Here is a 25,546-nt window from a genome sequence, read left to right as displayed (position 1 = left end):
CATCCGCATCATGGCTTGCGGCCCGGCGCCGCAGCCGCGCCCGCCGGGGCGGCCGCCGCCGGTTTGCTCGCGGCCGCACCGGCGCTCACGGCATCGAAGGAGACCTGGTTGTTGACCAGCTCGTTGATGATGGACTGCATGTTCTGCGAACGGTCCTTCACCGCGTTGCGGTCCCAGCAGGCGCCGATCTGCGGCGGCAAGAACACCTCGTTGGACGGCTCGATCCGCAGGCCGCCCACGCGCGGCGTCTGCGCCGCCAGCTTGGCCTGGATGTTTTCCTGCGAGCGCTTGAACTGTTCGTCCTGCAGCTTCTGCTTCTCCTGCACGGCTTCCTTGTCCAGCTTGTCGTAGGCCTCCAGCTGCTGCGCGGTCCTGACGATGGCGTCCTGGCCCTCGAAGTTGTAGCGCACCGTGATCTGCTTGACGTTCAGGGCATCCAGCCCCTCCTTCGCCGCCGGGAACTCGTCGACGGCGAACTGGCGCACGCCGCCGCGGAAGTCGCGCAGGAAGTTCGGCACGCCCATGGCGCCCGGATACTTCTTGGTCAGCACCAGGGTGTCGATCTTGATCTGCAGGCTGACCTCGCCGCACTGGCCGAAGGCCCACGGGAAGGCGACGCTGACCGGGAAGTTGTAGTTGTCCAGCAGTTGCGCGCCGGCCGCGCACTGCACCGAGAGGATGGTCTCGAACGGCTTGGACAGCGCGCCGCCATTGACGCCGGTGGGCTGGGCCGTGATCGACAGCTGCATGGCCTGGGCCTTGAGCGCGTCGGTCTTCTGCTTGATCTCGGCCTGGGTGCGCTCGATCTGGGCCTGGTCCTGCTGCGCCTGCAGCTGGTCTTGCTGGGTCTGCAGCTGCTCGGCGGCCTTGTCGGCTTCCTGGCGCTGCTGGGTGACCAGCTGCGCCACGCGCTTGTCGACCGCCGCGTTCAGGGTCGGCAGGAAGGCGTCGGTGAACGGCACGCTGTAGCCCAGCGTCTCGACGATGCGGAAGCGGCGCGCGTCGCGTTCCAGGAAGGGCTTGGCGATGCCATCCACGAAGGCCCATACCGAGCCCTTGGCGCCGTACAGCTGGTCCAGCATGGCGGCCTTGTCGGGCGCGGTCTGCAGCGGCCAGTGCACCTTGGACTGCCAGTCCTTCTGCAGCTCGCACGAGGCCTGCTGTTCGATGTAGGTCAGCGTGAAGTTGAGCGGGCCCTCGATCAGCTTCCACACCCCGTCGTCGGCCGCCTCGCGGTGGCCCATCAGCTGCCGCAGCTGCACCAGCGCGCCGGTGGCCACGTGGGCGCCGGACGACTTCACCGCCGGGTCCACGCCGAACTGGTGGAAGTCCGCCGCCAGCTGGTAAGCCTTGCCGGAACCGACCACGGCGTCGGCGGCCAGCTTGCCGATCTCGTCCTGGTACTTGGCCAGGGTATCGACCGCCGACATGTTGTTGCGCAGGATCTGCCCGCCCGAGCCGGGTGCGCCGCCCAGCGTTTCGCGCACCGCCTGGCCGCCCACGGCGTTGATGGAGTCCACCATCTGCACGGCGCGGCCCACGGTCTGGCTGGCCAGCCCCGCGCGCACCACCTGCCCGCGCAGCTGTTTGAACTCGCGCGCCAGCAGCAGCCAGCCGGGCAGGTCCTTGGCGTCGTAATCCTGGAACTCGTCGTTGAGGCGATCGATCACGCGGTAGTAATGGCTTTGCGATCCGGTGATGCCGCCCAGCGCGGCGCGCCACTCGCTCTCGCCCTTCAATGCGCGCTCGGCGCCGCCGAAATTGGCGACGAAGCGCTGCCAGGTGAGGATGCGCTGGTCGCGATACCAGTTCTCGAAGGCGGCGCGATGGATCAGGAACTTGGGACCGTCCTCGACCGCCTTTTCCATCTCGGTCAGGAATTCGTCGATCTCCTTCTTGCCGGCGCGGGTGAACGCGGCCGGCACCATGTTGGCGCCTTGCTGGGCCGCGGCGTCGCCGCCCAGGCTGCCGCTCCAGAAGTCGGCCGCGGTCACCGGCGCGGCGCCCGGGCCGTTGTCGCGCACCAGGCCGGCCAGCCAGCTCATCTGCGCATCGGCATAGGCCACGCGGTCGATGGTGGCCTGGTCCTGGCGCAGGCGGTCGGTGAGGTAGGGATCGGTCAGCGGCGTCCAGGCCAGGTGCGACAGGCGCAGCTCATTCAACTGCTGGTACTGCTGCGGGGTGTAGCGCACGATGTGCGCCAGCTGCGGCAGCTGCTTCAGGCCTTCGCGGTCGGCGCCGCGCACGCGCGCCTGCACCAGGTTGGTGTAGCGCACCAGGTTGCGGATCAGGCGCGGCAATTCCTTGTCCGGATCGCTGGTCTGCACGCGCTCAAAATCGTCGCGGTAGTTCTGCGTGGTGATGGGCAGGATGTACTTGCGGAAGTTGCTGACGTAGTTGCGCTTGAGCTTGTCTTCCAGGTCGTCGATGTTGGTGGCGATCACCATCCACTCGGTCTTCCAGTTTTCGTTGCGCCGCTCCACCAGCTGCACCGCGTCGCTCACCTTCTGCAATTCCGGGATGTCCTGTTCGATGTTGCCGGTGAAATGCGCGTCGAACGGCCGTTTCTCGCGCACCAGCGATACCGTCTCCATGTTGGAGACGAAGGACACCGTGATCATGATGCCGATGGCCACCGCGATCAGGATCCAGGCCATCACGCCGATGTTCTGCGTGACCTGGCGCCAGCGGTTGACCAGCTCGGCCGGCCGCGACACGAACCGGTCCTGCGGCAGGATGCGGCCGAAGAAGTCGTGCAGGAACAGGCCGGCGTTGGCATTGGGATGCGGCGGCACCGGCGGCAGGATGCTGCCCAGCACCGACGACACCGCGCCGCCCTCCTGCAGCCCGCTGGAGAAGAACAGGCCACGCAGGAAGGGACGCTCGAGGTAGGGATTGTCGGCCAGGCAGGCGTGCAGGAACATCTCCAGCTTGGGCCGCAGGTTCTGCAGTTCGTTGGGGAACAACAGCAGCTCGGGCTGCACCGCATCGCCGGCGGCGGCCGCCGAGCGCGCCACCAGCGCCACGCGCAGCTGCTGCAGGCGCGCGCCGATGCTGGCGAAGGCGCCGTCCAGGAACTGCGCCTCGCTGCGCTCGCCATGGATCTCTTCGGAGAGATAGCCCATGGCCTGTTCCAGCGCGTTCTCGGGCAACTTGCCGGCCCACTCTTCCATGCCGTAGAGCTGGTCGCACTTGGTCACCAGCACGTAGATCGGGAAGCGCTTGCCGAACATCTGGATCAGCTGCTCGATGCGCGCACGCACCACCCGCCCTTCTTCGATCAATTCGTCCTTGGAGACCTGCGCCAGGCGCTCGGCGCCGATGGCCAGCACCAGGCCGTCGATGCCGTCCTTGGGACGATAGCGCGCCAGCAGGTCCAGGCCCAGCTCCCACTCGCTGCGGTCGGCGTCGATGTCCTGGGCGTCGACGTAGCGGCCGGCGCTGTCGATCACCACCGCCTGGTCGAAGTACCACCAGTCGTAGTTCTGGGTCTGCTCCACCGGGCGGCTCTGGCTCACCTTCTGGATCGGCGAGGACAGGCGCGCGCGCGTCAGCGCCGTGGTCTTGCCGGTGCCGGACTTGCCCACCACCATGTACCAGGGCAGCACGTACAGCGGATTGCCGCGCCGGCGCAGGCTGGAATTCTTCAGCGTGGCGATGGCGTCCTTCCACTTGCGGCGCAGCAGCGCCTCGGGCGTGGCGGCCTGCGCCACCGAGCTGCGCGCGGCCACGTCCTGCTGGGCCAGCTTGCTGCGCGAGCGCATGACGATGAACACGCGGCGCAGGAACTTCACTAGGAAATAACAGCCGATGACGCCGCAGAAGATCGCCAGCGCCACCCACAACGGCCATTCCATGTACAGCGCCGCGCCCCAGCACGCCAGCCCGAGGAGGGCCAGCAGCACCAGCCACAACAAGATCTTGCCTAATGTCTTCATATGCTTATCTGCGGCAGGATGGCGTCGACCAGCTGCCAGATGATGACGTGGTAGATGCCATACAGCACCAGCAACACGACCAGCGGGATGATCATGGCGTTGAAGGAGAAGGAGGACAGCTTCCAGCGACGCCGGCTGCGCACCGGCTTCTTCTCGGCCGCCTCAGGCTGCAGCGCGGCGCCGTAGCCGTCCGGGAACAGCAGCTTGCCGGCCTCGCCGGGCAGGCCGTCTTTGCCCTGCAGCAGCAGCTCCATGTTGGCGCGCTTGATGTCGGTGAGCGCCTTCTGGTTGCGGTCGTAACCGTAGCGCCCGGCAAACCCCAGGCCCAGGCACAGGAAATACACTTCGCGCACCGCCAGTTGCGCCGCGCCCAGCGCCTCCAGTCGCGTGTAGAACGCCACGCCGGCGTTGGTCACGCCAAAGTAGCGGCGCTGCAGCAGGCGGCGCTGCCACTCGCCGCGCCCCAGCCAGTCAGCCGCGATGATGCTCTCGTCGGCCAGCGCCACCACCGAGAACAGGGCTTCCTCGATGTCGGCATCGGCGTAACCGGCGTCGTGGCCGGCGCGGCGCGCGACGCCGATGGCGGCGTCCAGCTGCGCCGACAACGCCACCGGGTCGCCGCCCGGCTGGCGCTGGAACTGGCGGATCTGCGCCAGCAGGGGGATGAAGCAGTCGACCAGTCTCATCATCGCCTCAGCACCACGATTTCAGCCTTCATGTCTTCCGGCGCGTCCAGCCATTGCAGCGCGATGCCGCCCTGGCGCTCGACCGAATCCCACAACTGGCTGACCTGCTCGATGCGGAAATAGTAGGAATAGGCGCGCCGCGGCAGCCCCTGCGGCGCCACCGGCATGTGGATCAGCTCCAGCCCCGGCAGCGCGTGCGCCACCAGCCCGGAGATATCCTCGGGCGTGGCCAGGCGCGCGTCGTGCTGCAGCGAGTCGGTCACCCATTTGGCATCCTGCTCGGTGCGCACCACCAGGTAGAAGCGGTTGCGGCGGTCGAAGAAGGTATGCGGCAGCTCGCCGGCGTAGAGGCCGTCGCGGTATTCGAGGATGGCCAGGAACTCCGGGCCGACCGTGATTTCGTTCAACAGGCTGCTGATGAGCGCGTGCGCGCGCGAGAAGCATTTGTTGAGTTCGGTATGGTCGTAGGGCGGCAGGCCCGGGGTGCCGTCGGCGGCCTCGCCCAGCATGTTGAAGCGCTCCGAGAACGAGCTCAGCTCGCCGATCAGCTGGCGCAGCGCGCCATAAGCCATCCACGGGTGCACCTGGCGCGTTTCGGTCAGGTGGAACAGGTAAGGGCTGGCGCGGTTCAACGAGCGCAGCGCCAGCAGGAACACCATGTAGCTGGCGTCGAACTCGGCCTTTTGCATCTCGCGCGGGCTCTTGTACTCCTGCAGCTGGCGCGTGCGGCCGGAGAGCTCGTCGCGGATGTCGCGGATGGTGCGCATCAGCACGTCCGAGCCGCCCAGGGTGTAGCACGGCGGGATGAAGTTGTCGGCCAGCTTGATGGCGTCGCCGTCGCGCACCAGGCGCGCGATCGGGATCAGGTCGTAGTCGCCCAGGTTCTCCAGCTCGGTCTCGAAGAACACCTTGACCACATGCAGCAGCGTGCGCACCTGGGACGGCGGTCCGTCCGAGTACAGGTCAGGCACCTCCGGCGGATTGCCCAGCGAGGCGAAGCGGGTCGGCGCCGCGGCGGCATCGGCCAGCGAGTCGGCCAGGGTGGCGTTCTTCTCCTGGGCGCTCAGCTTGCGGATGCCGAGATAGACGGTGAAGGGCTTGTCGCCCTCGACCCAGGCGCTGTCGAAGGAGCGCGGGGCGATGGCGGCATTGCCGGGATATTCGATGTAGCTGCGGTCGGGAAAGAGCAGCTGGGCGCGCTCGATCTCGATGCTGCGGTTGGCCGCGGCCGAGGCCGACAGCTCCAGTTCGCCCACGCCCCAGAAATGCGGCAGGCCGGACTCCATCAGCGGCTTGTTCCTGAACTGGCCGTGCAGGTCCGCCATCTGGAAATGCTGGGGCTGCATGAACATGCCCTGGTGCCAGTAGATCGCTTTCTTGTCTTCCATCGCGGCGTCAATCCCCAATCTTTTTCAGGCCCTGGTACGCCTGCACGGCGCCCTGGATGTTGTCGGCGGTCAGCTTGATTTCCTTGCCGCCGCCGTCCAGCGGGACGGCTTGCTGCATCTTCTTCTCGCTCGGGTCGTAGTTCAGGCGTTCGGCGTTGACGATGGCGTCGGCGCCGAAATTCAGGCGCGCCGCCAGTTGCGCCGGCGCCGCCTTCCAGGTCTTGGACACCATGCCCTCGCTGGACACCGTCAGCGGGATCTCGAACAGCCGCGCCGAGGTCGGCCCGCTCATCTGGTAGTAGCCGGCCACCACGCCGATGAATTTGGCCTTCTGCGCGCGGTCCAGCACCAGGATGGAATGCTGGCCCGGCTCGACCACATAGCGCGTGAACTGCACGAAACCTTCATTGCCCTTGTTGACGGCCAGGCTCCGGGAGAGCGCGGCCGGATCGGCGATCATCTTGTAGAAGGCCGCCGAATCCTCCATCTGGTACACCCCCACCAGCAGAGTGTGCGGCTCGTTGCCGTAGCGGTTCAGGTTGGGCTCGGCCGCCACCTCCAGCATCACGCCGTCCTTGGCGAACTCCCAGGCCACCTCGGCCAGCGCGTCCTTGCGGCTGTTGCCGCCCATGGCCGAATTGGCCGCGGCGCAGCCGGCGCCCATGGCCACGGCCAGCGCCACGGCGGCCCAGGCCATCCAGCCGGGCAGGCGGTCGCGGCGCCCGGCGCCCCCTGTGCGGTCTCCCTGTCGTGTACGTTCGGATTGCAATGCCAAACCTTTTTTTCATGGCGCCCGGCGCCGCTGCTGTGGGACCCCGCCGGCCGCGCCAGGCACGGGACGGAATCCGCCTATGCTGCAATTTTCTTACAAGAATCACCAATTAAACCAGCAATTACACGCAGATTTACGGCTCTATGTCAGATGTAATTCGGTCAACACATCAAATATCTTCAAATCCGTACGGGATGGCGTTAGCATCCCGGTAGAGGTTTCCCGCGTTCCCGCCGCGCCCGAAGGCGCCAACCATGCCTGCGTCCACCATGACCGCCTGCCGCCGCCAACCTGCCGCCGAGCTGCGCCGACCGGGCCAGACCCGTGCCGCGCTGGGCGCCGTGCTGCTATTGGCCGCGGCGCTGGCCCAGGCCGGGCCGCTGAAACTGCCCGACTTCGACCAGATCCAGCCGCCGGCCGAAAAGACCACGGTGGCGCCGGTGCTCTACGTCTACGCCTCCCAGAACCGCGACCGCAGCGTCGGCGAGCAGTGCTGGGACACCCTGATCTCGCAGCGCGACCTCGCCATCCGCGAGGACAACGCCAAACCCTTCTTCACCCGCAACCTGATGCCGCTGGTGGGCGCCGCCATGGGCGGCGTGGCCGGCGGCTGGCTGTTGAAGCGCCTGGCCTCGGACGCCGTCGCCCGCAAATGGATGCTGCCGGTGGTGGCCGGCAGCGGCCTGGGCGGCTATTTCGTCGGCCCCGGCGGCGTAGCCGGCGCCATGATCGGCGGCGGCATCGCCGACAAGCTGGGCAAGCACGACCGCTACAAGAAGACCCTGCCCGGCGCCATGGCCGGCGCGCTGGTCGGCAAGGCCCTGTGGGACGCGGTCTTCCCGCCGGCCGTACCGCCCGCCCCGCCGTCCGATCCGGACGGCGACATCGCCGCCGAAGTCTTCGTGCGCGACAACACCTGCGGCCCGCAACTGCTGACCTCCCACGAGGACTCGCTGTACCGCATCGGCTACCGCTTCAACGGCGAGGACTACAGCGTCGACGTGCCGTTCGACCCCGGCGAGGCGGTGCTGCTGGACGCCACCGGCAAGGCCGTGGGGCCGGCGCGGGTGCGGGTCGAATAAGCGCGGCCCAGGCCCGGTTCAGGACAGCCGCAGCACCGTCGCCTCGGCGTCGCCGCCTTCCGCATACGGCATGAACAGCACCGACGCCGGACAACCCTTCACGCGCGCGTAGTACGATTGCCCCGGACCGACCTGGTTGCGCACCGCCCAGGCGGTGTATTCGGTCTCGCCCAGCTGCAGTTTCATGCCCTGCTGCGCATACTCCAGCACGGTCTTTTCCGGCAGGCCGCCGGCCTCGCCCACGGCCTGGAAATCGATCTCGGCGCCCTCGCCGGCCACGCCGAACATCACGCCGTCCCAGTTGCCCGCGCGCGGGCCGATCTCGAACCACTGGCCCAGCTTTTCATCGCCGGCCACGTTCAGCCGATACTCCGGCGCCTGCGCCTTGCCGGGCATGTTGGCCTTGGCCACGATCTTGGCCGGCCATGCGGCATTGGCTTCCTCCAGGTGCAGGGCGTCGCGCAACAGGGGCGGCAACGCGTCTGCCGCCGGCGCCTTGCCCGGCCACATCGCGACGATGGGGAACCCGTGCCCGCTGCCCTCGCGCAGCGAGGCGGCCAGCAGCGACAGGCCGTAGCGCACGCCGGGCTTGGCCATTTCCTCGTCGTCGGCCAGCACCAGCCAGACATCGGCCTTGGCCTCCACCAGCGAATCCAGCGCCACGCGCCAGGCCATCTTGGCCGGCTCGTCGGTCCAGAAGTGGCCCTTGGCCTCCAGGCCGTAACGCTTCAGGACGGCGGTGAAGGCCTGCACCCGCGCGGGGTTCTTGGCCAGGGAAGTGATCCAGATGGTTTTCATGTGTTCTCCTGCCGATAAGGCATCATCCAAGTTTGAGCAGACTTCCATCGAGGGTCACACTGACCGGCTTCAGGCTCAGCGCGGCGCCGCCCATGCTCAGCTTCACGCCGCTGGCCGCAACAGCTACGGCTGCATTGCCCATCTTCATGCCGGCGCCCTGATTATTGATGGCGAGGATGCCTCCTCCCGTTATCTCGGCTTTCAGCTTCTGGCTGCTCATCTTTACGCTGGCCGTACCAATGGTGGTCGTGAATGCGGCATCTGCGACCTCTACCTTGGCCTGTCCGGTCGTACTTGCGAATTTCAGGCTATTGGCTTTCAGGTTGATTGCGGCAGTCGTCACATCCACCTTGGTGCCGGTAAACAACGTGGCCGCTCCGGCATTGCTCAGTTTGAACGACGACGTATTGCTCTCTGCGACCGGGCTGGCCAGCGGCGGATAAGTCGGTGGCGCATCGACCACCGGATTGAGCACCATCCATTGCGCAACCGGCATCGCCAGAAAGCTCAGGCCTTCGTTGCTTCCTTTCACCTCGGTAAAGGAGCGGGTACCTTCATAGGTTTCGCGGATGCCCGATCCATCCACCTTGATATTGCTCGCGTAACTGAGCGTCTTGTATTGCTCGGCCACCTTCTGGAACAGCTTGTGCATCACCGCGATGCCCACGCCGGTGGTCACGGCGGTCCCTGTCATCTGTCCGATCATCGTGCCGTAGTTGACCGGCGTATCCTTGGCGTAGGTATTTTTCTTGCTGCGTTGTTCGCCGAGCGCGCCGAGAACGCCGGCCATCGTCCCGCCCAACACAAAGTTGACCGCCGCGACCGTGGCGATGCCCCGGCCGAGTGTGCTCTTGGCCGCCTCGATGGCCAGTGTGCGCGCCTGCATATCCACGCTTTGGCCGGCCGATATGACGTAGCTGTTGGTCGACTTGACCTTGCCGTCATCCTTGAACGAAACACTGTCGCCGTCATCGATGGACAGGCTCTTGCTGTACTTGGAGTTCCATTTGATGTCCTGGCTGAGCGAATAGCTCAGGCTCATGCCCAGCGAAATCTTGGTCGCCAGCGAGGCGCTGATGGAAGTATCGGTGCTGGCCGAAATCGAAGTGCTGGGGCCGACGGAGATCTTGTTGGTGGCGCCCACCGATACCGCATTGCTGCTGCTCGCGGAGAAGAACCCGGTGCCGCCTCCCACAGTGATGGCATCGTCGGTAGGCGAACTCAGTTTGATCACTTCCTTGCCACGGGTGTCGTCGAGGGTGATCGAATTGTTGGCGGGTGTAACGATGCGATTGAGCTGCTTGTTTGCCAAATTGACGAGGTTCGTGTTCTCGGAATTGGCGACTGCATTGACAATATAGGGGCGGTCCAGGTCGCCATCCACGAACGACAGCAGCACCTCTGCACCCGCCAGCAATGGAAAATGCATGCCCATGGCGGCGCCGGTGGCATACGGAACCGACAGGCGAACCGGCGCCGATGCCTTGCCTGCATTGCGTTTGGCGCGCCCGAAATGCAGGCGGATACGATACTGGCCGCTGGCGTCAATCTGCGCGTATTGGCTATCAGCGCTCTCCCCTTCAACGGTGGCGCTGAAACTGCCGGCGACTGCGGGGCGAGGCGTGATGCGCTGAGGACGGAACTGAATGCTCTTCTTCGGATCACTGCGCTCCTTGCGGCGGATAGCGCTGAATGTATTGCGGTAGAACGTACTGATCACGGTATTGTAAGGACTGTTCTGCACACCGGCCAGGAGCGTCGCCGCCTGTGATCCTTCGTGCACTACCCTGGTGATCAGGAACTCTGCATTGAAAGACGCTTTGGGATGTCCGGACAGCTGCATGAAGTGGCCGCAGCGCAAGGCCACCGACGCCCCGCTCCCCTCAAAAACTTCTCCCTGCCAACGCAGTTCCTCGGCCCGACGACCCGCATAGAACGCTCCCTCTTTTGCGTCGGCGAAGTGTTCGCCATACAGCATGATGTCTCCGATGCCGTTCGCGTCGATCTCGGCCTCGCTCGACAAGGTGCCCAACTTGGCGTCCAGCGGATTGTAGTCTTGCAACAATACGCGATGAGACAGCGGACGGTTGTGACAAATGAAGCTCAGCACCACATCGCCGGCAGTCTGGTCCGAGCCGCCGTCCTGCACATAGCGTACGCTGCTCACGGCCGCTGGCAACTTGACGACATCATCGACGATCATCCATTTGTCTCGCCCGTTGCCGTCGTAGGTGACGAAGTGATAGATCCCTTCGCGCTCCATGCGGCGCGAAAGGAAATCGAGATGAGACTCCTGATACTGGCAGACAAAAGGCAGCTCCCGGTCGCAATCCTCGGTCAGAGCGATCTGATAGTCGGTAGCCGTCAGGCGATTTTCCTCCTTGATCACCGCGTCGAAGATCGCGCTCAGCTTCATCCCGACATACACCTCGCTGACGCGATAGCGCGACAGGACGGATATGCGCGGCGCCAGCACGGCCCGATAGAAATGCAGATTATTGACGCTGTTGAGCTGCTCAAATAGCTCGACGCGGCCAACATAGGGCTTGCCCTTGGTACGATCAGACGGGGTATAGATATTGAGCCGGGCGATATTGTCCAGCATGGCTTTGGCATCGACATCGCCATCGTCGGAGACGAGCGTGATTTCAAAGCTGAAGCCGCGAGAAATTTCCTCACGTCCGGTCAGCTCGATCACATCGAATTTGGCTGCCGTGCCGCCGCCGGGAAAAGCCTCCGACTGAAAATCAAAACGTTTGTTGGCGTCAAGCCTGGAAGATAAGCTGCTCATATTCTTCGTGCGGTCGACGAGACGTCGACGTACATCCTGTGTCAATAGTTGTGGTTTGCTGATGTGCGCCAAGGCGCGTTCAGCTCATGATCATGACCTTGGACTGGCTGGGTGCAGTTACCGCGCCGACCGTGTTGCCGTCGTTCTGCTTGGTCGTGTCGCCCAGACGCACGGCCGGGTTTCCTTCCAGTTTGACCTTCATGCTGCTCATGACGAATTCCACCGGCCCCATGATTTTGCTGGAGGCCAATCCGCCGGCTACGCCGGCCTGGTCGCCGTTGCTCATCGGGATCTTCGAGGCCTTGTTCAGGGCCGGCATGCCGCTGATCATGACCTTGGTGGTGGCGGGATTGCCCATCATCGGCATGGCGATGTTGGGATAGGGAACCGGGATCGGCGGCGCCGGCGGGGCCGGGGTCTTGCATACATCCGCCGGCGACATGCACTGGCCGTTCTGCTTGGTGACTGCGAACATGATGTGTCCTTGGTGGTGTTCAGGTTGCGGTGATGCGCGGGATCAACCCAGGTCGATCTTCGTACCATCGATCTTGACCTGGCCCTCGGCGATGAGGGTGGCATGGCCGGCGCGCACTTCATGGCGCCCTTCCACCTGCGCTCGCACTCGACCGGCGCGTGTCTCGTCCAGCCCTTCGATCCATCGCAGGCTGTTTTTCGCTCTCTGCACCAGCCGACCGACAGTGGAGTTCAAGGCCCTGGCCATCAGGCTTACCGCGCCGAAGCGCGCCTGCACTTGCTGCGCCGAGGTCTCCAATGATCCGAACTTCAGCTCGCCGAGCAATGCCGCTACACCCAGCTTCGGTGCATGCAACGTCAGGCTTTCGGTCGCCGCCATCTCCAGCTGGCGGCCGCTGACCGTCAGCTTGCCATGGTCGGTGTTCAGCGCCACACCGCCGGGCAAGGCCAGCACCGCGCTATCGCGCTCGGCGCGGGCCAGCACCGCCAGGATGTAGGCCGGGGCGTTGCCGCCGCCGGCGCACACCAGCACGGTGTCGCCGCAATCGGGCTCGACCAGGCAACTGTCGGCGCGCTGTGCCCGCCCGATGTCGGCGGCGCCCAGAAAATACCACTTGTCGCTGCGGCCGGTCACGGTCGCGTAGTGCAAGCCGACGGCAGCCTCGGCGCCGGGGCGGGTCATGGAAACCAGTGCGTTGTTCATCGTCATTCCTTTCCCTTTCTGTCTGTGTTCAGGCCGGTTGGCGCGGTTGCCACTGCTCGGCCTTTTCCTGTATCGGGTCGGTGGGCCGCACACCGTCGAAATTGGCGCCATCCCATCGCGTATCCTTTTGCTGCAGGCCGTGGATGTCGGCGCCGGACAGGTCGACGCCGCTGCAATCGGCAGTCGAAAAGTCGGCGTGCGACAAGTCGCAATAGATCAATTGAGCGCCGGAAAAAACGGCGCCGGCTGCCTTGGCGCGTTTGAACACCGACATGTGCCAGCGCGACTGGCCGGCGCGCACCTGGCCGAAGTCGGCATCGGTAGCGTCGCACATCTCGAACATGCCGCGCGACAGATCGGCCTTGTGCAACAGCGTCTCCACCAGGCCGACATACGTGCCGCGCACGCCGGACAAATTGGCCTCGCTAAGATCGGCGGCAATGAAGCTGCTGCGGTCCAGTACGGCGTTGGAAAAATCAGCCTTCTGCAGTTGCGAGCCGTGGAAGTTGGCCATGGTCAGGTCGCAACCGGGAAAGCGCTGGCCGCCAAGCGCACAGTTGCGCAGATACGCCTGCTCCATGCGACATTGGCTGAACGTCACCTTGGAAAGGTCGCTGTCGAGTACGGTCCAGCGCGTCAGGTCGGCCTGCGCCAGGTCCAGCGACTCGAAGCTGCAGGCGTGGCAATCCGCCTTGAACAGGCGCACACCCTGCATCCGCGTTCCGGCGAAGCGACAAGAGGAGAAAAACGCGCTGCTGAAATCCGCTGCACCGGCGTCAACCGCGTCAAAATCGACGCCGTCAAATGAGACCGACTCCGCGCGTGCGCCGCGCAGGACAGCGCCCTTCAACCCGATCTGCACGAATTGCGCCTGCGTCAACACCGCCTGCTCCAGCACAGCGCCGGACAGATCGCATTGCTGCAGGGTGCTGCCTTCCAGATTGGCGCCGCGCAAGATCGCGCCCACCAGCTTCACCCGTTCCAGATGGCATTGAGAAAAATCGCCGCCGGACAGGTCCAGGCCGGACAGATCCGCATCGGCCAGATACTTCTGCGCCTGCAATTGCTCAATCAGTTGTTGCGCGTCCATCGCTTGCCTCCGCTCATGTCTTCATGCCGCGCAGCGCCAGCACCGTGCGATTGATATCAGAACCTTCCAGCGCGGCGCGCGCCGGAACCGTTTCATGGAAATCCACACCGTACAGATTGGCCATCTGCATCCGCGCATCGCCGACCTTGGCCGAACGCATCGATCCCTTGAACAGATTGATGGTGCTCAGGTCAGCGCCGGAAAGATCCGCCTTGTCGAAGCGCGCCGCCTTGGCCGAGGCGCGCAGGAACCGTGCGCCGGCAGCCTGGGCGCGACTGAAGTCGGCGTCGTCCAGCAGTGCCTGCTCCAGGTTGGCCTGCCGGATGGACACACCGTCCCATGCCGCGCGCTGCAGGACCGCTCCTGCAAACGAGGCGCCGTCGAAGAGGCTGGTGCCGTCTGCACGCGATGCGGCCAGGTCGGCGCCGGCGAAATTGGCTTGCGCGGCCTGTACGCCGTAGAACTCGGCCTGCGAGCAACGCGCGCCGTCGAAACGGGCCTGCGCCAGCGCGCTGCCGTTGAAACGCGCGCGCTGCAGCGCCGCGCCGGAAAAATCGGCCCCATCCAACCTTGCGTCCTCGAAGCTGGCCTGTGCGGCATCGCAGCCGGCGGCCAGCAGACCCGGCATCTTGCTTTGGTCGAAGGTCGCGCCCAGCAATATCGAGCGTTGCAACTGCGCGCCCTCGAAATCGCTGCCGGTGAAATCGGCGCCGCTCAGATCAGCTTCATGCAGACGCGCCTTGACGAAATTGGCGGAAGACGCACTGGCCTTGACCAGTCGCGCGCCGGCGAGATCGGTCTCGCTGAAATCGGCGCCCGCCATCAGGGCCTGCTCAAAGACGCCGCCGCCCAGCTGGCTACCCTTGAACTGCGTGCCTTCCAGCAAGGCGCCGGAGAAATCCGCGCCGCGCAGGTTCAGGCCGGACAGATCCAGGCCCGTCAGGTCGAGCCCGGCCAGGCTGCGGCCGGCGGCGTGACGCTCCACCACCTGCTCGCGGGTGAGCTTGGCCTCGGGAGCCGGTTCCACGGCCGGCGCCGGCGGCGCGAGCACGGGAACCGCCGTGGCCGCTGCGACAGCAGGGAGCGCAGCCGCATCCAGCGCCTCGAGTTGAGTAAATATCTGCTCCACGCTGGACAGAGGCGCATCCAGTTCGGCGGCGAGATGGGCGGTATCGGCATTGGCCGCCATCAGTTCGCGCACCTTGTCCCTGGTCAGCCCGGCATCGGCCAGCATCTGGTCGCTCTGGCGTTCCATGTCGAGCATCATCCGCTTCATCTCGGCCAGGCTGGCCGGCGCCTCCTCCTGAGGCTGCGCGATGTATTTCTCGACATCCTTGTCGGTCAGGCCGTGCTGCTCCATGAGCTTGCGGGTTTCCGCCTCGGCCTTGGCGATTTCCTGCTCCAGGCTGCCCTCGGCGACAGGCGCCTCATCGGCCGGCTCGGGCTGGAGATATTTCTCGACGTCCTTGTCGGTCAGGCCATGCTTGTCCATCATTGCGCGCGTCTGTTGCTCCAGCTCGGCGACCATCGCCTGCAACTCCGCCATCTCCGGCGAGACCGCCGCAACGGCAGCCACAGCCGCCGGCGCCGCGACGGCGGGCATGGCCGGCGCGCTTGCCGGCACAGATGCCTCCGGGGCGAACACCTCTGCCCCAGCGGCCTCCACCGCGGCGGCGGCGCCCGGCAACTGGCTATTGAACAGTTGGTGGTAATGATCGAAGGACAACGGCGCCGACGCCAGCTCCTCCCATTCGGCCATCACATGCAGCACGTCGTCGGCATCGTCGTCGGCCACGCGCGCGGTGGCGCGATACAGCACAATGCCGCATTCCAGTTCGGGGAACAGCCACACCGTCTCGGCGCGCGTCTCCAGCTCGGTGAACTTATCAATGGCGCCCTGGCGCTGGTTGACGAAACAGCGTGCGCGCAGCGCCGGCAGGCGGCCGGTGATACGTTGCTGCTGCGGATGCAGGTTGACCAGCTCGAATGCGTCGTCGCCACGGAAGAAGCCCTTGATGCGCTGGTCGACCGGCGCCTCGTGGAAATACTCTGCATGCGTGTCTTCCGGCAAATAGGGCCAAGTCTTCTGCAGCCAGCGATCGTCGAACTTGCCCAGCAGGCGCGTACGTTGCTCGGCATCTACCGGCAGCGCCCAGTAGCCGGCCGGCGCCGGCTTGTCGCCACGGCTGACCATCAGCTGGCCGGGAGATTCGACGTTGGGCAGCGGGCGCACGGCCTGGCCGTCGACGCCTTTGACGTCGGCGAAGCCCTTGCCCATCGGGTTGGCGTTGAAACCTTCGCCGCCGAAGGCCCGCTCGCGCGTCAACGGCATCAGCGAGAACGCTTGCGGCGCGGAGGCATTCATCATCCCGAACTGGCGGTCGCCAAACACATACAGCGACTTGCGCAGGCCCGCCACGCCGGCGATCACCTCGATCTGCTGGACTTGTTTTCCCTCGCCAGCATGCGCCGCACCGTAGACGAAGAATTCGCCGGCCGGTTTGGGCATCCCGCCATCGAGCATGGCATCGGCGCCCAGCGCCTTGGCCACGTTCTGCCACAGCTGCGCTTCGCCCAGCAGCTCGGGGATGCCGCTGCGGCCCAGCGGGAACAGCGCCATCATGCCCAGCGAGAGCAGCTTGTCCTGGCCCAGGCGGAAGTTGCGGTACAGCAGGGCGAGATTGTCCGGTTTGAAGATCTTCATAACTGTTGTCTCCGCTTCATCCCAACTTAACCAGTGAGCCGTCGATCTTGAAACCTACGGCGCTGGCCTCCATGAGGCCAGCCTCATTCGGCGCAGCTAGCAAGACCTTTGCTCGTTCAATCTTGATCGATGCCGTACCCGGCCCGCAGAGAAATAGCGATTCTTTCTCCGCTACCACGCCACTACCACCGCAGGCCATTTCGAGACTATCTCCCATCATGGTGATCGAACTACTGTCAACCGCAAAAGCCAGTTTTTCCTTGGCCGTTACTGCGACCTTCTTTTCGACTGTTGCAACCAATTCGTCCCCGTTAATTTTCAGACTGGTATCGACAACGCCGATATTGACCGAATCGGCGGCACGCATCTTGAGCTCACCACCGGCAGACCACATCGCGACGGTTCTCGCCTTACTATCGGCTGAGTTTCGCAAAACGTCATCCGTCGTAGCTACATCATCTTTACTGTCGAGATGCCGTCCCTTTTCACGGAATCCGAGGAAAAATCCATTCGTGGTCAGAGAAAGTGCGCTGCGTTTCCGGGGCGAACCGAAATCGGCGGCAGCAAGCAATCCCGTTTTGTCCATCTTCATGATGCCCACCGGCTTAAGGAACTCGTACTGCTTTCCAAATTTCTCGGTGAGTTTCTTTATCTGGGCGAACATGACCCCGGTGGTAAGCGAGGCCGCCAAGGTATTGGCGGCGGAGAGTCCGATCGCCGTATAGCGCTTGTCACCTTTCATGAAGGGCTGGCTGCCGGTCGACGGTTGATAGGATTCCGCGCTCACGGCGCGTTCAGCGAGGGCTTGCGCGTCCTCATCGCTCAAGCTCGAATTCTTCGCTTTGAATTCAGCTTTTTTCTCCGCGACCTTGGTGGCATCGTCTTTTTTCTGCTTCAGATAGTCCGCGTCGCTTTGTTCCTGGTCGCTGCCTCTCGTGCCCAAACTGACGCCAGCCGCGACCGCCACAGCCAGATTGACGCCCAGATTCCAGCCGGCCATCTTCTTGAGATCGCTGTTGAGCTTCTGGAGCCCCGCGGCCCTGGCCACATCCTGATGACCGGCGGTAAATATCATGTCGTTGCCGGCCTTGAATTCGCCCTTGTCCTGAAAGGTCGTGCCGCCATCCTCGATGAGCCCGTAAGCCTTTCCATACGGCTTCCACGAAAAACTGCTGCCCAACGAGATATCGAAGGCATAGCCGGCGCTGACCGAGGTGCTCAGCGCCGCGCTCAGGCTGGTGCTCGTGCCGACCGAAAGGGATGAGCTGGAGGCCAGAGAGGCATCGAATTTGTTGCCGACCGTAATCGACTCGCTGGAGCCCGTGGTCAGGAACGCCAGACTACCGCCGCCGCGCGGGTCGGTCGAGCCGATGCCGATACTGCTGTTATGGAACGGCGAATGCAGCCACATCGCCTCCTTGCCCTTCGCGTCGCTCATGTACATCTGGTTGCCACCTTTGGTGCTGATGCCATTGCGGTCCGCATTGCGGTTGCTTACGATGCTGAGATTCTCGGAATTAGGCACCGTACCGACGATGACAGGCTGATCCGGATCGCCGTCGGTAAATGTCAGCAGCACTTCAGCGCCCTTGTACAAAGGGAAATGCATGCCGTGGTCGGAACCCGAATACGGCGAGGCCATGCGCACGCGCGCCGAGCCCTTGTTGGCGTTCTTGCCCGGACGGTCGAACGGCAGCTGCACCTTGTACTGACCGAACTCATCCATCTCCGCCATCTCGCCCAGGCCTTCGGAATCCACCTTGGCGTTCATCGTACCGGCCACGCGCGGCCACGGCGTGACCCGTTCGGCGCGGAACTGCACGTTGGCGGGGATGGCTTGGAAGCTGTTGCTGTAATGGGTAGTCTTGCCTTCATCGCTGTAGGGACTGCGAATGCCGGCCAGCAACGCGCCCGCCTGCGATCCCTGGTGGCGCATCTCGGTGACGAGATACCTGGCGTTGAAGCTGGAGCGGTAGTGGCCGGCCAGTTCCATGAAATGCCCGGTGCGCAACCCGACCGCAGTCGACTCGCCGGAATAGACACGGGCGCCGCAGATGATTTCTTCGGCGCGCAGCGAGGCATAGCGTTTTCCCTCTTCCTCGTCACGGAAGTTCTCGCCATAGATCATGACGTCGCCCACGCCTTGCTCGTCCACGACCGCCTCGGCCGCAAGATCCAGGTGAGCCTTCCGATAGTTGTACTCCTGCAGCAACACGCGATGCGGCAGCGGCTTCTGCCGGTAGACGAACGCCTGTACCGAATCCGCTGCGGCGCCGGTATCGAGCTCATCCACCGGGCGGTAATTGACTGCGAGTGCCTTCGCCGGCAGCGACTCCTTGCGATCCACCACGGCCAGCTTTTCAGCGGCCCCGTCATGGTCGAAGTAATAATGCATGCCCTCCTTCTCCATCCAGCGCGAGATGAAGGCCAGGTTGCTCTCCTCGTACTGGCACACGAAGCTGCGCTTGCGGTAGCTGCCGTTGGTGGACATCTGATAATCGTCGCTGCTGAAGCGGCTGCCCTTGAGCACGCCTTCGATGATGCCCGTGATATCCCGTTCGTCGAGATAGACGTCCGACACGCGAAACAGCGACAGTCGCCATAAACGCGGCACCAGGACAGCGCGATAGAACACGTAGCCGTCGGCCCGATGCAGCTGCTCGAATGCGGCCAATATGCCGTGATAGGGAACGTGGGAAGCGCCGTCCGGCGCGTAGATACGCATGCTGGCCGGCTGGCGCAGCATGGCGTCGAAGTCGATCTCGGCGTTGTCGCTGACCAATATCAGCTCGAAACGAAACGGTTGGGAGATCGCCTCGTACCCTTCCATGCTGACCAGGTCGAACGGGTTGTCACCACCGTAGGCAGAGGACGAGAACTCGAAACGCCTGTTGGCGGCAATCTTGTGGGTAAGCGAGGCCATGACCGACTCCGATTTTTCCTGTTGCTGTGGATAACGAGGAACATTCTGACCGGCGCGGCTTTCCGCGCCGTTACAGCCGGGTTACGGCTGTAACATGCGCGGCGACCCGCCGCCGGCGTCCGGCAACGGGTCGGCTTACGCCGGAAACTCCACCTTGAACCCGCCCCCCTCGGCCACCTCCAGCGTCACCGCCGTCGGCTGCACCTCGCCGCTCATGCGCGAGAGGATCTCCTGCGACATCAGCGGCATGACGGTGCCGCGCAGGATGAAGTCGATGTTGCGCGCGCCGGTCTCGACCTCGGTGCAGCGGGCGGCGATCTGGTCGACCACGGCGTCACTGTAGGTGAACTTCATCTTGTTGTTGCGCGCCAGGCGGCTGACGATCTTGTTCATCTTCAGGCGCACGATGCCGGCCAGCGCGTCGCGCGCCAGCGTGAAGTAAGGGATCACCGTCATGCGCGCCAGCAGCGCCGGCTTGAAGTGCGCCGACAGGATCGGGCGCACTGCGGCCAGCAGGGTCTCGTGGTCGGGCTTCTCGTCGCCGGCGGTCATCTCGGTGATGACGTCGGTGGCCAGGTTGGAGGTCAGGAAGATCACCGTGTTGGAGAAATCGATCTCCTTGCCCTCGCCGTCGGACAGCATGCCCTTGTCGAACACCTGGTAGAACAGGTTCAGCACGTCCAGGTGGGCCTTCTCCACTTCGTCCAGCAGCACCACCGAATAGGGGCGCTGGCGCACCGCCTCGGTCAGCACGCCGCCTTCGCCATACCCGACGTAGCCCGGCGGCGAGCCGATCAGGCGGCTGACGTTGTGCTTCTCCTGGAACTCGCTCATGTTGATGATGACGGTGGACTTCTCGTCGCCGAACAGGATGTCGGCCACCGACAGCGCGGTCTCGGTCTTGCCCACACCGGACGGGCCGGCCAGCAGGAACACGCCGAGCGGCTGCTCGGGGTCGCGCAGGCCGGACTGCGCGGTCTTGAGGATCTCGCCGATCTGGTGCATGGCGTGGTCCTGGCCGCGCACGCGCGCCGCCAGGGTCTTTTCCATGTTCATCACGGTCTCGGCCTGGTCGCGCAGCATCTTGCCCACCGGGATGCCGGTCCAGTCGGAAATCACCTTGGCCACCACGTCGGGGTCGACGTCCACCCGCACCAGCGGCTCCTTGCCTTGCGCTGCCTTGAAGGCGTCGCTGGCGGTTTCGATATCGGCCACCAGCTTCGCAAGTTCTTCTTCCGCAGCGCCGTCTTCGCGCGCTTTCTTGCGGGCGGCGCGCGCGGCCAGCAGCGCGTCGGCGGCGGACTTCTGTCCTTGCCAGACCTCGCGCAGCGCGGCCGCTTCTTCCTCGGCCTTGACCAGCAGGCCGTCGATCTCGCCCAGGCGCGCCAGGTCGACCGGCTGCAGGTTGTCGTGGTCGCGCTCGAGGCCGCCCTTCTCGCGCTGCAGCGCCTGGATCAGGCGCTCCTTGTCTTCCAGCACATCGGGCTTGGCGCTTTGCAGCACCTTCACGCGCGCGCAGGCGGTGTCGAGCAGATCGACCGCCTTGTCCGGCAGCTGGCGGCCGGTGATGTAGCGCGAAGACAGTTCGGCGGCGGCGACGATGGCGTCGTCGCGCATGACCACGCGATGCACGTCCTCGTATTTTTCCTTCAGGCCGCGCAGGATCAGCACCGCGGTGGCCAGGTCCGGCTCATCCAGCTTGACCAGCTGGAAGCGACGCGCCAGCGCGGCGTCCTTCTCGAAGTACTTTTTGTATTCGGCCCAGGTGGTGGCGGCGATGGTGCGCAGCTCGCCGCGCGCCAGCGCCGGTTTCAGCAGGTTGGCCGCGTCCGAGGTGCCGGCCTGGCCGCCGGCGCCGATCAGGGTATGGGCTTCGTCGATGAACAGGATGATGGGCTTGGGCGAGGACTTGATCTCGGTGATCACGCCCTTCAGGCGATTCTCGAACTCGCCCTTGACGCTGGCGCCGGCCTGCAGCATGCCCATGTCCAGGCCCAGGATGGTGACGTCCTTGAGCGACTCGGGCACGTCGCCGGTGACGATGCGCAGCGCCAGGCCTTCCACCACGGCGGTCTTGCCTACGCCGGGGTCGCCCACGCAGATCGGGTTGTTCTTGCGGCGGCGCGCCAGGATGTCGACCATCTGGCGGATCTCCATGTCGCGGCCAAAGACCGGGTCGATCTTGCCGGCGCGGGCCTTGGCGGTGAAGTCTTCGCAGAAGCGGGCGATGGCGCTGCCGTCGCCGGAAGGCGCGGCGCCTTCGCCGGCCGAACCGGCCTCGCCGGAGCCGGCGGCGGACTCTTCGATCGAGGCGCCGCACACTTGGCCGAACGCGCCCAGCATGGTCTCGCGGTTGAGCGCGCGCAGCGGCGTGGCGTAGTCGCCGGTGGCGTAATAGGTGGCGCGCGCCAGGAAGGCCAGCAGGATGGCGCCGGAGCGGATGCGGCCTTCGAACAGGTTGACCGAGGCGATCAGCCAGGCGTCCTGCAACAGCTCCAGCAGCAGCGGCGAGAAGGCCGGGCGGCCGGCGTTGCCGGTGCGCATGTCTTCGATGGACTTGTCCAGCGCGCGCTTGACCAGCGCCGCGTCCACGCCGTATTGGCGCAGCAGCAGCGGGATGTCGGACTGGATGTCGTCGAACAGCTTGACCAGCAGGTGCTCGACGGTGATCTCGTAATGCCCGCGCGAAACGCACAGGCCGACGCCATCTTCCAGCGCCTGTTTGCTGTAGCCGTTCAGGCGGCCTACCAGGGGTTTCAGTTCGACCAGCAGCATTTCACTCTCCCTTGAATGCGACTTTCATTGATGGTTGGCGTCGTTCCGGCGGCATCGATGGCGCCCAGCCCCGGCATCACAGCATGAATTTCACTACCGTCGGCTCGGCCGCCTGCTCCGGCGCCAGCCAGGTGTCCAGCCCCAGGCGCGACCACTGGGCGCCGTTGGCGCGCATCGGCCTTGCCTCCTCGTGCAGCAGGTCCAGCTCCACTTCCACGTCCAGCGGATCGATCAGGTAAAACCGGGTCAGGAAGCGCAGCCGCTGGTGTCCGGCCGCGCCCGGCAGCAGCTGGTGGAACAACGGCTGCGGCAGGTCGGCCAGGCGGATGCGCAAGGTGCTGCCGTAGTCGTCGATCAGGCTGCCCAGGTAGGCCTCCTCGCCCAGTTGCGTGCCCTGCCGGCCCAGGCTCCATTGCTGGTCGGCCGGAATGCCCACGGTGCGCGGCACGCAGCTGTCGATCTCGACGCGCGCGCCGGGAAAGGCGTCGGCCAGCATGGTGCGCAGCCCCAGCACCGAGCGCGGGCGCTGGTTGAGCAGGCCGGCGTAGCGCAGCAGGCCGGCGCTGCCGGGCAGCAGGCCGACGCGCAGCTCCTCGTCGTCCAGGCCGACGAAGGCGAACATGTGGCCCAGCGCGGCGGCGTCGCCGTCCTCCACCACGCGCTGCTCGAGGCGGTACTTGGACCAGGCGTCGAACAGCAGCGGATACAGCGCGTAATGGACGATGTCGATGAACTCGCGCTGGGCATGCCCACCCTCGCGCTCTTCTTCGAACAGGTCCTCGGTGTAATAGGTCGGCAGCGGCGAGGACACGCCGTACAGGCCGAAGAAGTTGGCCGTGATGCGGTAGCCGCCCTGCGGGCGCGCCTCGATGGCGTCGACGTCGTTGTCGGGGAAGGTCAGCGACAGTTTGGGCCGGATGCGCAGGTTCTCCGCGCGCGCGGCCCCCGTGTTCTTCTCGAACAGGCGCAGCAGGCGGATCGCCTGGAAATAGGAATAGCGCTCGCCGCGGGCAAGCAGGTCTTCCTTTACAGAAGCGGCTGTTGTCCGAGTCGGGCCGGCCATTTGAAGACTGCTCCGGAAAATGCGTCTTCCATCTCGACGCGGGTATAGGAATTGATGCCGGCGTAATCGGCGATGAAACGCTCGATCACGCAGCCGAACAGGTACATGTCGCCGATGCCGGCGAAGAAATCCTGGCGACACTTGATGCGCACCAGCTGGCCGCGCAGCACGCTGCCCCGGCCCACCAGTCGCGTCTCGGGCGTGGCGGTGACGTCCTGGATGCCTTCGATGCGGCGCCGGTTGGCGGCCTCCTGGCCCTGCTCCTGGCGCTCCGGGAACACGTACAGGTTCAGCAGCGCCTGCAGGTTGGCGGCGTTGGCCACCGACAGGAAATTGAGCGACACGTGCGAAATCAGCCGCCACAGCAGCGCCTCGCCGGTGGGCGGATTCAGCGCCGGCGACACCGTGCGGATGTTGCGAAAGCTCATACGGTCCGGCGAGCTGCTGGTGGGCTGGCTGATGTCGCCCAGCTTGAGGCTTTCGGGCAGCGTGCCGTTGGTGCAAGTCAGGCGCAGCGACAGCGTTTCCGGCAGCGGCGTGTCGCCGGCCGGGTAGTTCACCGACAGGTAGAGTTCATTGCCTTGGCCCACCGTGGCGCTGCGCACCGTGGTGCGATAAGACAGGCGGTCGCCGCGGCGGTCGTGGCGGTACAGGCCGAAGGGCACGTAGGTGCGCTCGCGCGACATGCCCTGCTGGTAACCCACCACCTGGTCCACCGAATAGATCTGGAAATGCTGGCGTACGCGGCCTTCGGGCATGACGCGGTACTCGGTGACGCGATGCTCGTGGTTGATCGGGTCGGCCGCGTGCGGGAACAGGTTGACCGCCGGCACGATGTTGAGCATGAAGCTGTCGGGGCGGATCTCCGGCGCCCACGCCGGCAGCTGGTCCAGCGTGATGTAGACCGAGAAGCGGCCGCCGCGGCGGGTGGTCCATTGCTGCAGGCCGACCAGGTCGACGAACAGGAATTTCTCCGGCTGCACGAAGAACTCCTGGATGTTACGGTAGCCGGCGAAGGCGTTGCCCGGATAGGGCAGCATCGGCTGCCCGAAGCCGGCCGCCGTGATGGCCTTGGGCCCCAGCTCGAAACGGGCGCCGTCGTCGCCCGACAATCGCACCTGGGTCACGTGGTTGGTCAGCAGCAGCAGCAGCTTGGCGGCCTCGCTGTAGCCGCTGCCCAGGAACAGGCGCAGGCGGTCGGCGCGCCACTGCGCCAGGTCCACGCCGGCCATCTCGAACTCCAGCACCAGCATCGGGGCCGCGCCGGCGTGACTCAACAGGTTGGCGTCGGCCAGGTGGACCGGCTCGATGTCCAGGTCGACGCTGGTGACGAAGCGGCAGGCGGTGCCGTCCACCGGCAGCGAGGCCAGCTCGGTGCCGGCGGCCACGCGCGCGGTCTCGCCCAGCGCCGCCTTGGGCGTGAAGCTGACCATGGTGGTGGCGGGCACCGGGCGCAGGTAATGCGGGAACAGCAGGTTGGCCAGCTCCTGGACGAACTCGGGAAACTCGTCGTCCAGCTTCTGGCGCGTGAGCCCGGTGAGGAACGCCACGCCTTCGAGCAGGCGCTCGACGTCGGGATCGGCCGACGAGCCGGAGAGCATGGGCGCCAGCGCCGGATTGTTCTGTGCGAACTCGACCGCCAGTCCCTTGAGCTTGTTCAACTCATCTTCGTAGTATCGATTGAACATGTCGGGTGGCTTGTTGTGATGCCTTGTGCAGCAATGTGGATGAAAGCGAAACGCCTTGCATCAGGTGCCGCGCGATGCGCGCGTGGCCTGGTGCAAAGGGTCTCCCCGGGCGGCGTCAGCCGACCCTGACCTTGCCGTTGGCGCCGACGGTGGTCGAGATGTGCAGCGGGATCTCGCGGTTGTCGACTTCCAGCGTGCCTTGCAGCGAAAAGCGGATCGACAGCACGTCGGTGGTTTCGGCGTTGAGCACCACGCGCGGCGACTTCACGCGCGGCTCATACTTGAGCACCATGCGGCGGATCTCGTCTTCCATCTCGGTCACCGAACCGCGGCCGGTGCCGCCGGCCAGGTTGGTGAAGTCCGGCACGCCGAAGGAAGGATCGATGGGCACGCTGCCCTGGCGCGTGTTGAGCAGGCGGGCGAGATGGTCGTTCACCGAGCGCACGAGGATGTCCACCTGGGTCTGGCTGGTGCGCTCGGCATCGGCCTCGTTCCAGTTGGCGATCCTTTCCAGCAATCGGCGCTCCCGCATCCCGCCCTCCGCTCAGCGGCTTACGACTTCGGCGCCAGCCAGGAGTCTTCGGCCTCGATGCCGTCCGGGTCGAAGGTCCAGGTGATCTTCTCGTACGTGAACGCGATGTCTTCCATGTGACCCATCTGCTGGTTCGACG

16 protein-coding genes and 1 pseudogene are annotated in these 25,546 nt (G+C 65.1%); 1 reads left to right on the top strand and 16 read right to left on the bottom strand.

From position 1 onward, the window contains the following. Positions 1-8: 8 nt before the first annotated feature. Genes CEJ42_RS21905 through tssJ form a run of 4 tightly spaced genes read right to left on the bottom strand, consistent with a single transcriptional unit; the run spans position 9 to position 6,787 of the window. Entirely contained in the window at positions 9-3,938 is a 3,930-nt protein-coding gene (locus CEJ42_RS21905; RefSeq protein WP_088752548.1) for a type VI secretion protein IcmF/TssM N-terminal domain-containing protein, read from the bottom strand. After that, positions 3,935-4,624, bottom strand: coding sequence for a DotU family type IV/VI secretion system protein (locus CEJ42_RS21900; RefSeq protein ID WP_088752547.1), 690 nt, complete (start codon positions 4,622-4,624; stop codon positions 3,935-3,937). The genes CEJ42_RS21905 and CEJ42_RS21900 overlap by 4 nt, the downstream gene beginning before the upstream one ends. After that, positions 4,624-6,012: a type VI secretion system baseplate subunit TssK gene (gene tssK / locus CEJ42_RS21895; protein WP_079217144.1), complete on the bottom strand. Its 1,389-nt coding sequence runs from the start codon at positions 6,010-6,012 to the stop codon at positions 4,624-4,626. Before tssK ends, CEJ42_RS21900 begins: the two co-directional genes overlap by 1 nt. A 7-nt stretch (positions 6,013-6,019) precedes the next feature. Beyond that, complete coding sequence (gene tssJ, locus CEJ42_RS21890) at positions 6,020-6,787, bottom strand: type VI secretion system lipoprotein TssJ (RefSeq protein ID WP_129587818.1); 768 nt, start codon at positions 6,785-6,787, stop codon at positions 6,020-6,022. Between the two features lie 251 nt (positions 6,788-7,038). Here tssJ and CEJ42_RS21885 point away from each other — a divergent pair, with 251 nt between their 5' ends. After that, positions 7,039-7,866, top strand: coding sequence for a hypothetical protein (locus CEJ42_RS21885; protein WP_129587817.1), 828 nt, complete (start codon positions 7,039-7,041; stop codon positions 7,864-7,866). 18 nt (positions 7,867-7,884) lie between these two features. Here the strand turns inward: CEJ42_RS21885 and CEJ42_RS21880 are convergent, their stop codons facing one another. The 12 genes and pseudogenes from CEJ42_RS21880 to CEJ42_RS25325 all read right to left on the bottom strand — a co-directional run. After that, positions 7,885-8,664 (bottom strand): hypothetical protein, encoded by a 780-nt coding sequence (locus tag CEJ42_RS21880; RefSeq protein WP_088752544.1) that lies wholly within the window; start codon positions 8,662-8,664, stop codon positions 7,885-7,887. A 22-nt stretch (positions 8,665-8,686) separates the two neighbouring features. Then, complete coding sequence (locus CEJ42_RS21875; protein WP_129587816.1) at positions 8,687-11,527, bottom strand: type VI secretion system Vgr family protein; 2,841 nt, start codon at positions 11,525-11,527, stop codon at positions 8,687-8,689. A gap of 7 nt (positions 11,528-11,534) precedes the next feature. Further along, positions 11,535-11,930 carry a DUF4150 domain-containing protein gene (locus CEJ42_RS21870; RefSeq protein ID WP_088752542.1) on the bottom strand — a complete coding sequence of 132 codons (396 nt, stop codon included), beginning with the start codon at positions 11,928-11,930 and terminating at the stop codon, positions 11,535-11,537. A 42-nt stretch (positions 11,931-11,972) separates the two neighbouring features. After that, entirely contained in the window at positions 11,973-12,632 is a 660-nt protein-coding gene (locus CEJ42_RS21865; protein WP_088752600.1) for a DUF3540 domain-containing protein, read from the bottom strand. 28 nt (positions 12,633-12,660) lie between these two features. Then, a complete protein-coding gene (locus CEJ42_RS21860) occupies positions 12,661-13,722 on the bottom strand; it encodes a pentapeptide repeat-containing protein (RefSeq protein WP_088752541.1) in 1,062 nt (353 codons plus the stop codon). Positions 13,723-13,735: 13 nt separating this feature from the next. Further along, the gene (locus tag CEJ42_RS21855) at positions 13,736-16,426 is read right to left on the bottom strand and encodes a DUF2169 family type VI secretion system accessory protein (protein ID WP_088752540.1); all 2,691 of its coding nucleotides are present in this window, start codon (positions 16,424-16,426) and stop codon (positions 13,736-13,738) included. Between the two features lie 16 nt (positions 16,427-16,442). After that, positions 16,443-19,349: a type VI secretion system Vgr family protein gene (locus CEJ42_RS21850; RefSeq protein ID WP_088752539.1), complete on the bottom strand. Its 2,907-nt coding sequence runs from the start codon at positions 19,347-19,349 to the stop codon at positions 16,443-16,445. A gap of 135 nt (positions 19,350-19,484) precedes the next feature. Next, positions 19,485-22,124 (bottom strand): type VI secretion system ATPase TssH, encoded by a 2,640-nt coding sequence (gene tssH / locus CEJ42_RS21845; RefSeq protein WP_088752538.1) that lies wholly within the window; start codon positions 22,122-22,124, stop codon positions 19,485-19,487. Positions 22,125-22,200: 76 nt separating this feature from the next. Next, positions 22,201-23,187 (bottom strand): type VI secretion system baseplate subunit TssG, encoded by a 987-nt coding sequence (gene tssG / locus CEJ42_RS21840; protein ID WP_088752537.1) that lies wholly within the window; start codon positions 23,185-23,187, stop codon positions 22,201-22,203. After that, positions 23,151-24,875 (bottom strand): type VI secretion system baseplate subunit TssF, encoded by a 1,725-nt coding sequence (tssF, locus tag CEJ42_RS21835; protein WP_088752536.1) that lies wholly within the window; start codon positions 24,873-24,875, stop codon positions 23,151-23,153. The genes tssG and tssF overlap by 37 nt, the downstream gene beginning before the upstream one ends. Before the next feature lie 115 nt (positions 24,876-24,990). Continuing rightward, the gene (gene tssE / locus CEJ42_RS21830) at positions 24,991-25,407 is read right to left on the bottom strand and encodes a type VI secretion system baseplate subunit TssE (protein ID WP_079217156.1); all 417 of its coding nucleotides are present in this window, start codon (positions 25,405-25,407) and stop codon (positions 24,991-24,993) included. A 20-nt stretch (positions 25,408-25,427) separates the two neighbouring features. Next, positions 25,428-25,546 (bottom strand): annotated as a pseudogene (locus tag CEJ42_RS25325) (type VI secretion system tube protein Hcp); the annotation flags it as partial.

Origin of the sequence: Herbaspirillum robiniae (assembly GCF_002213415.1) — a bacterium.
GTDB lineage: Bacteria > Pseudomonadota > Gammaproteobacteria > Burkholderiales > Burkholderiaceae_D > Herbaspirillum > Herbaspirillum robiniae.
The sequence above is the reverse complement of the archived record's forward strand: the minus strand, read 5'-3'. Positions and strand labels throughout refer to the sequence as shown.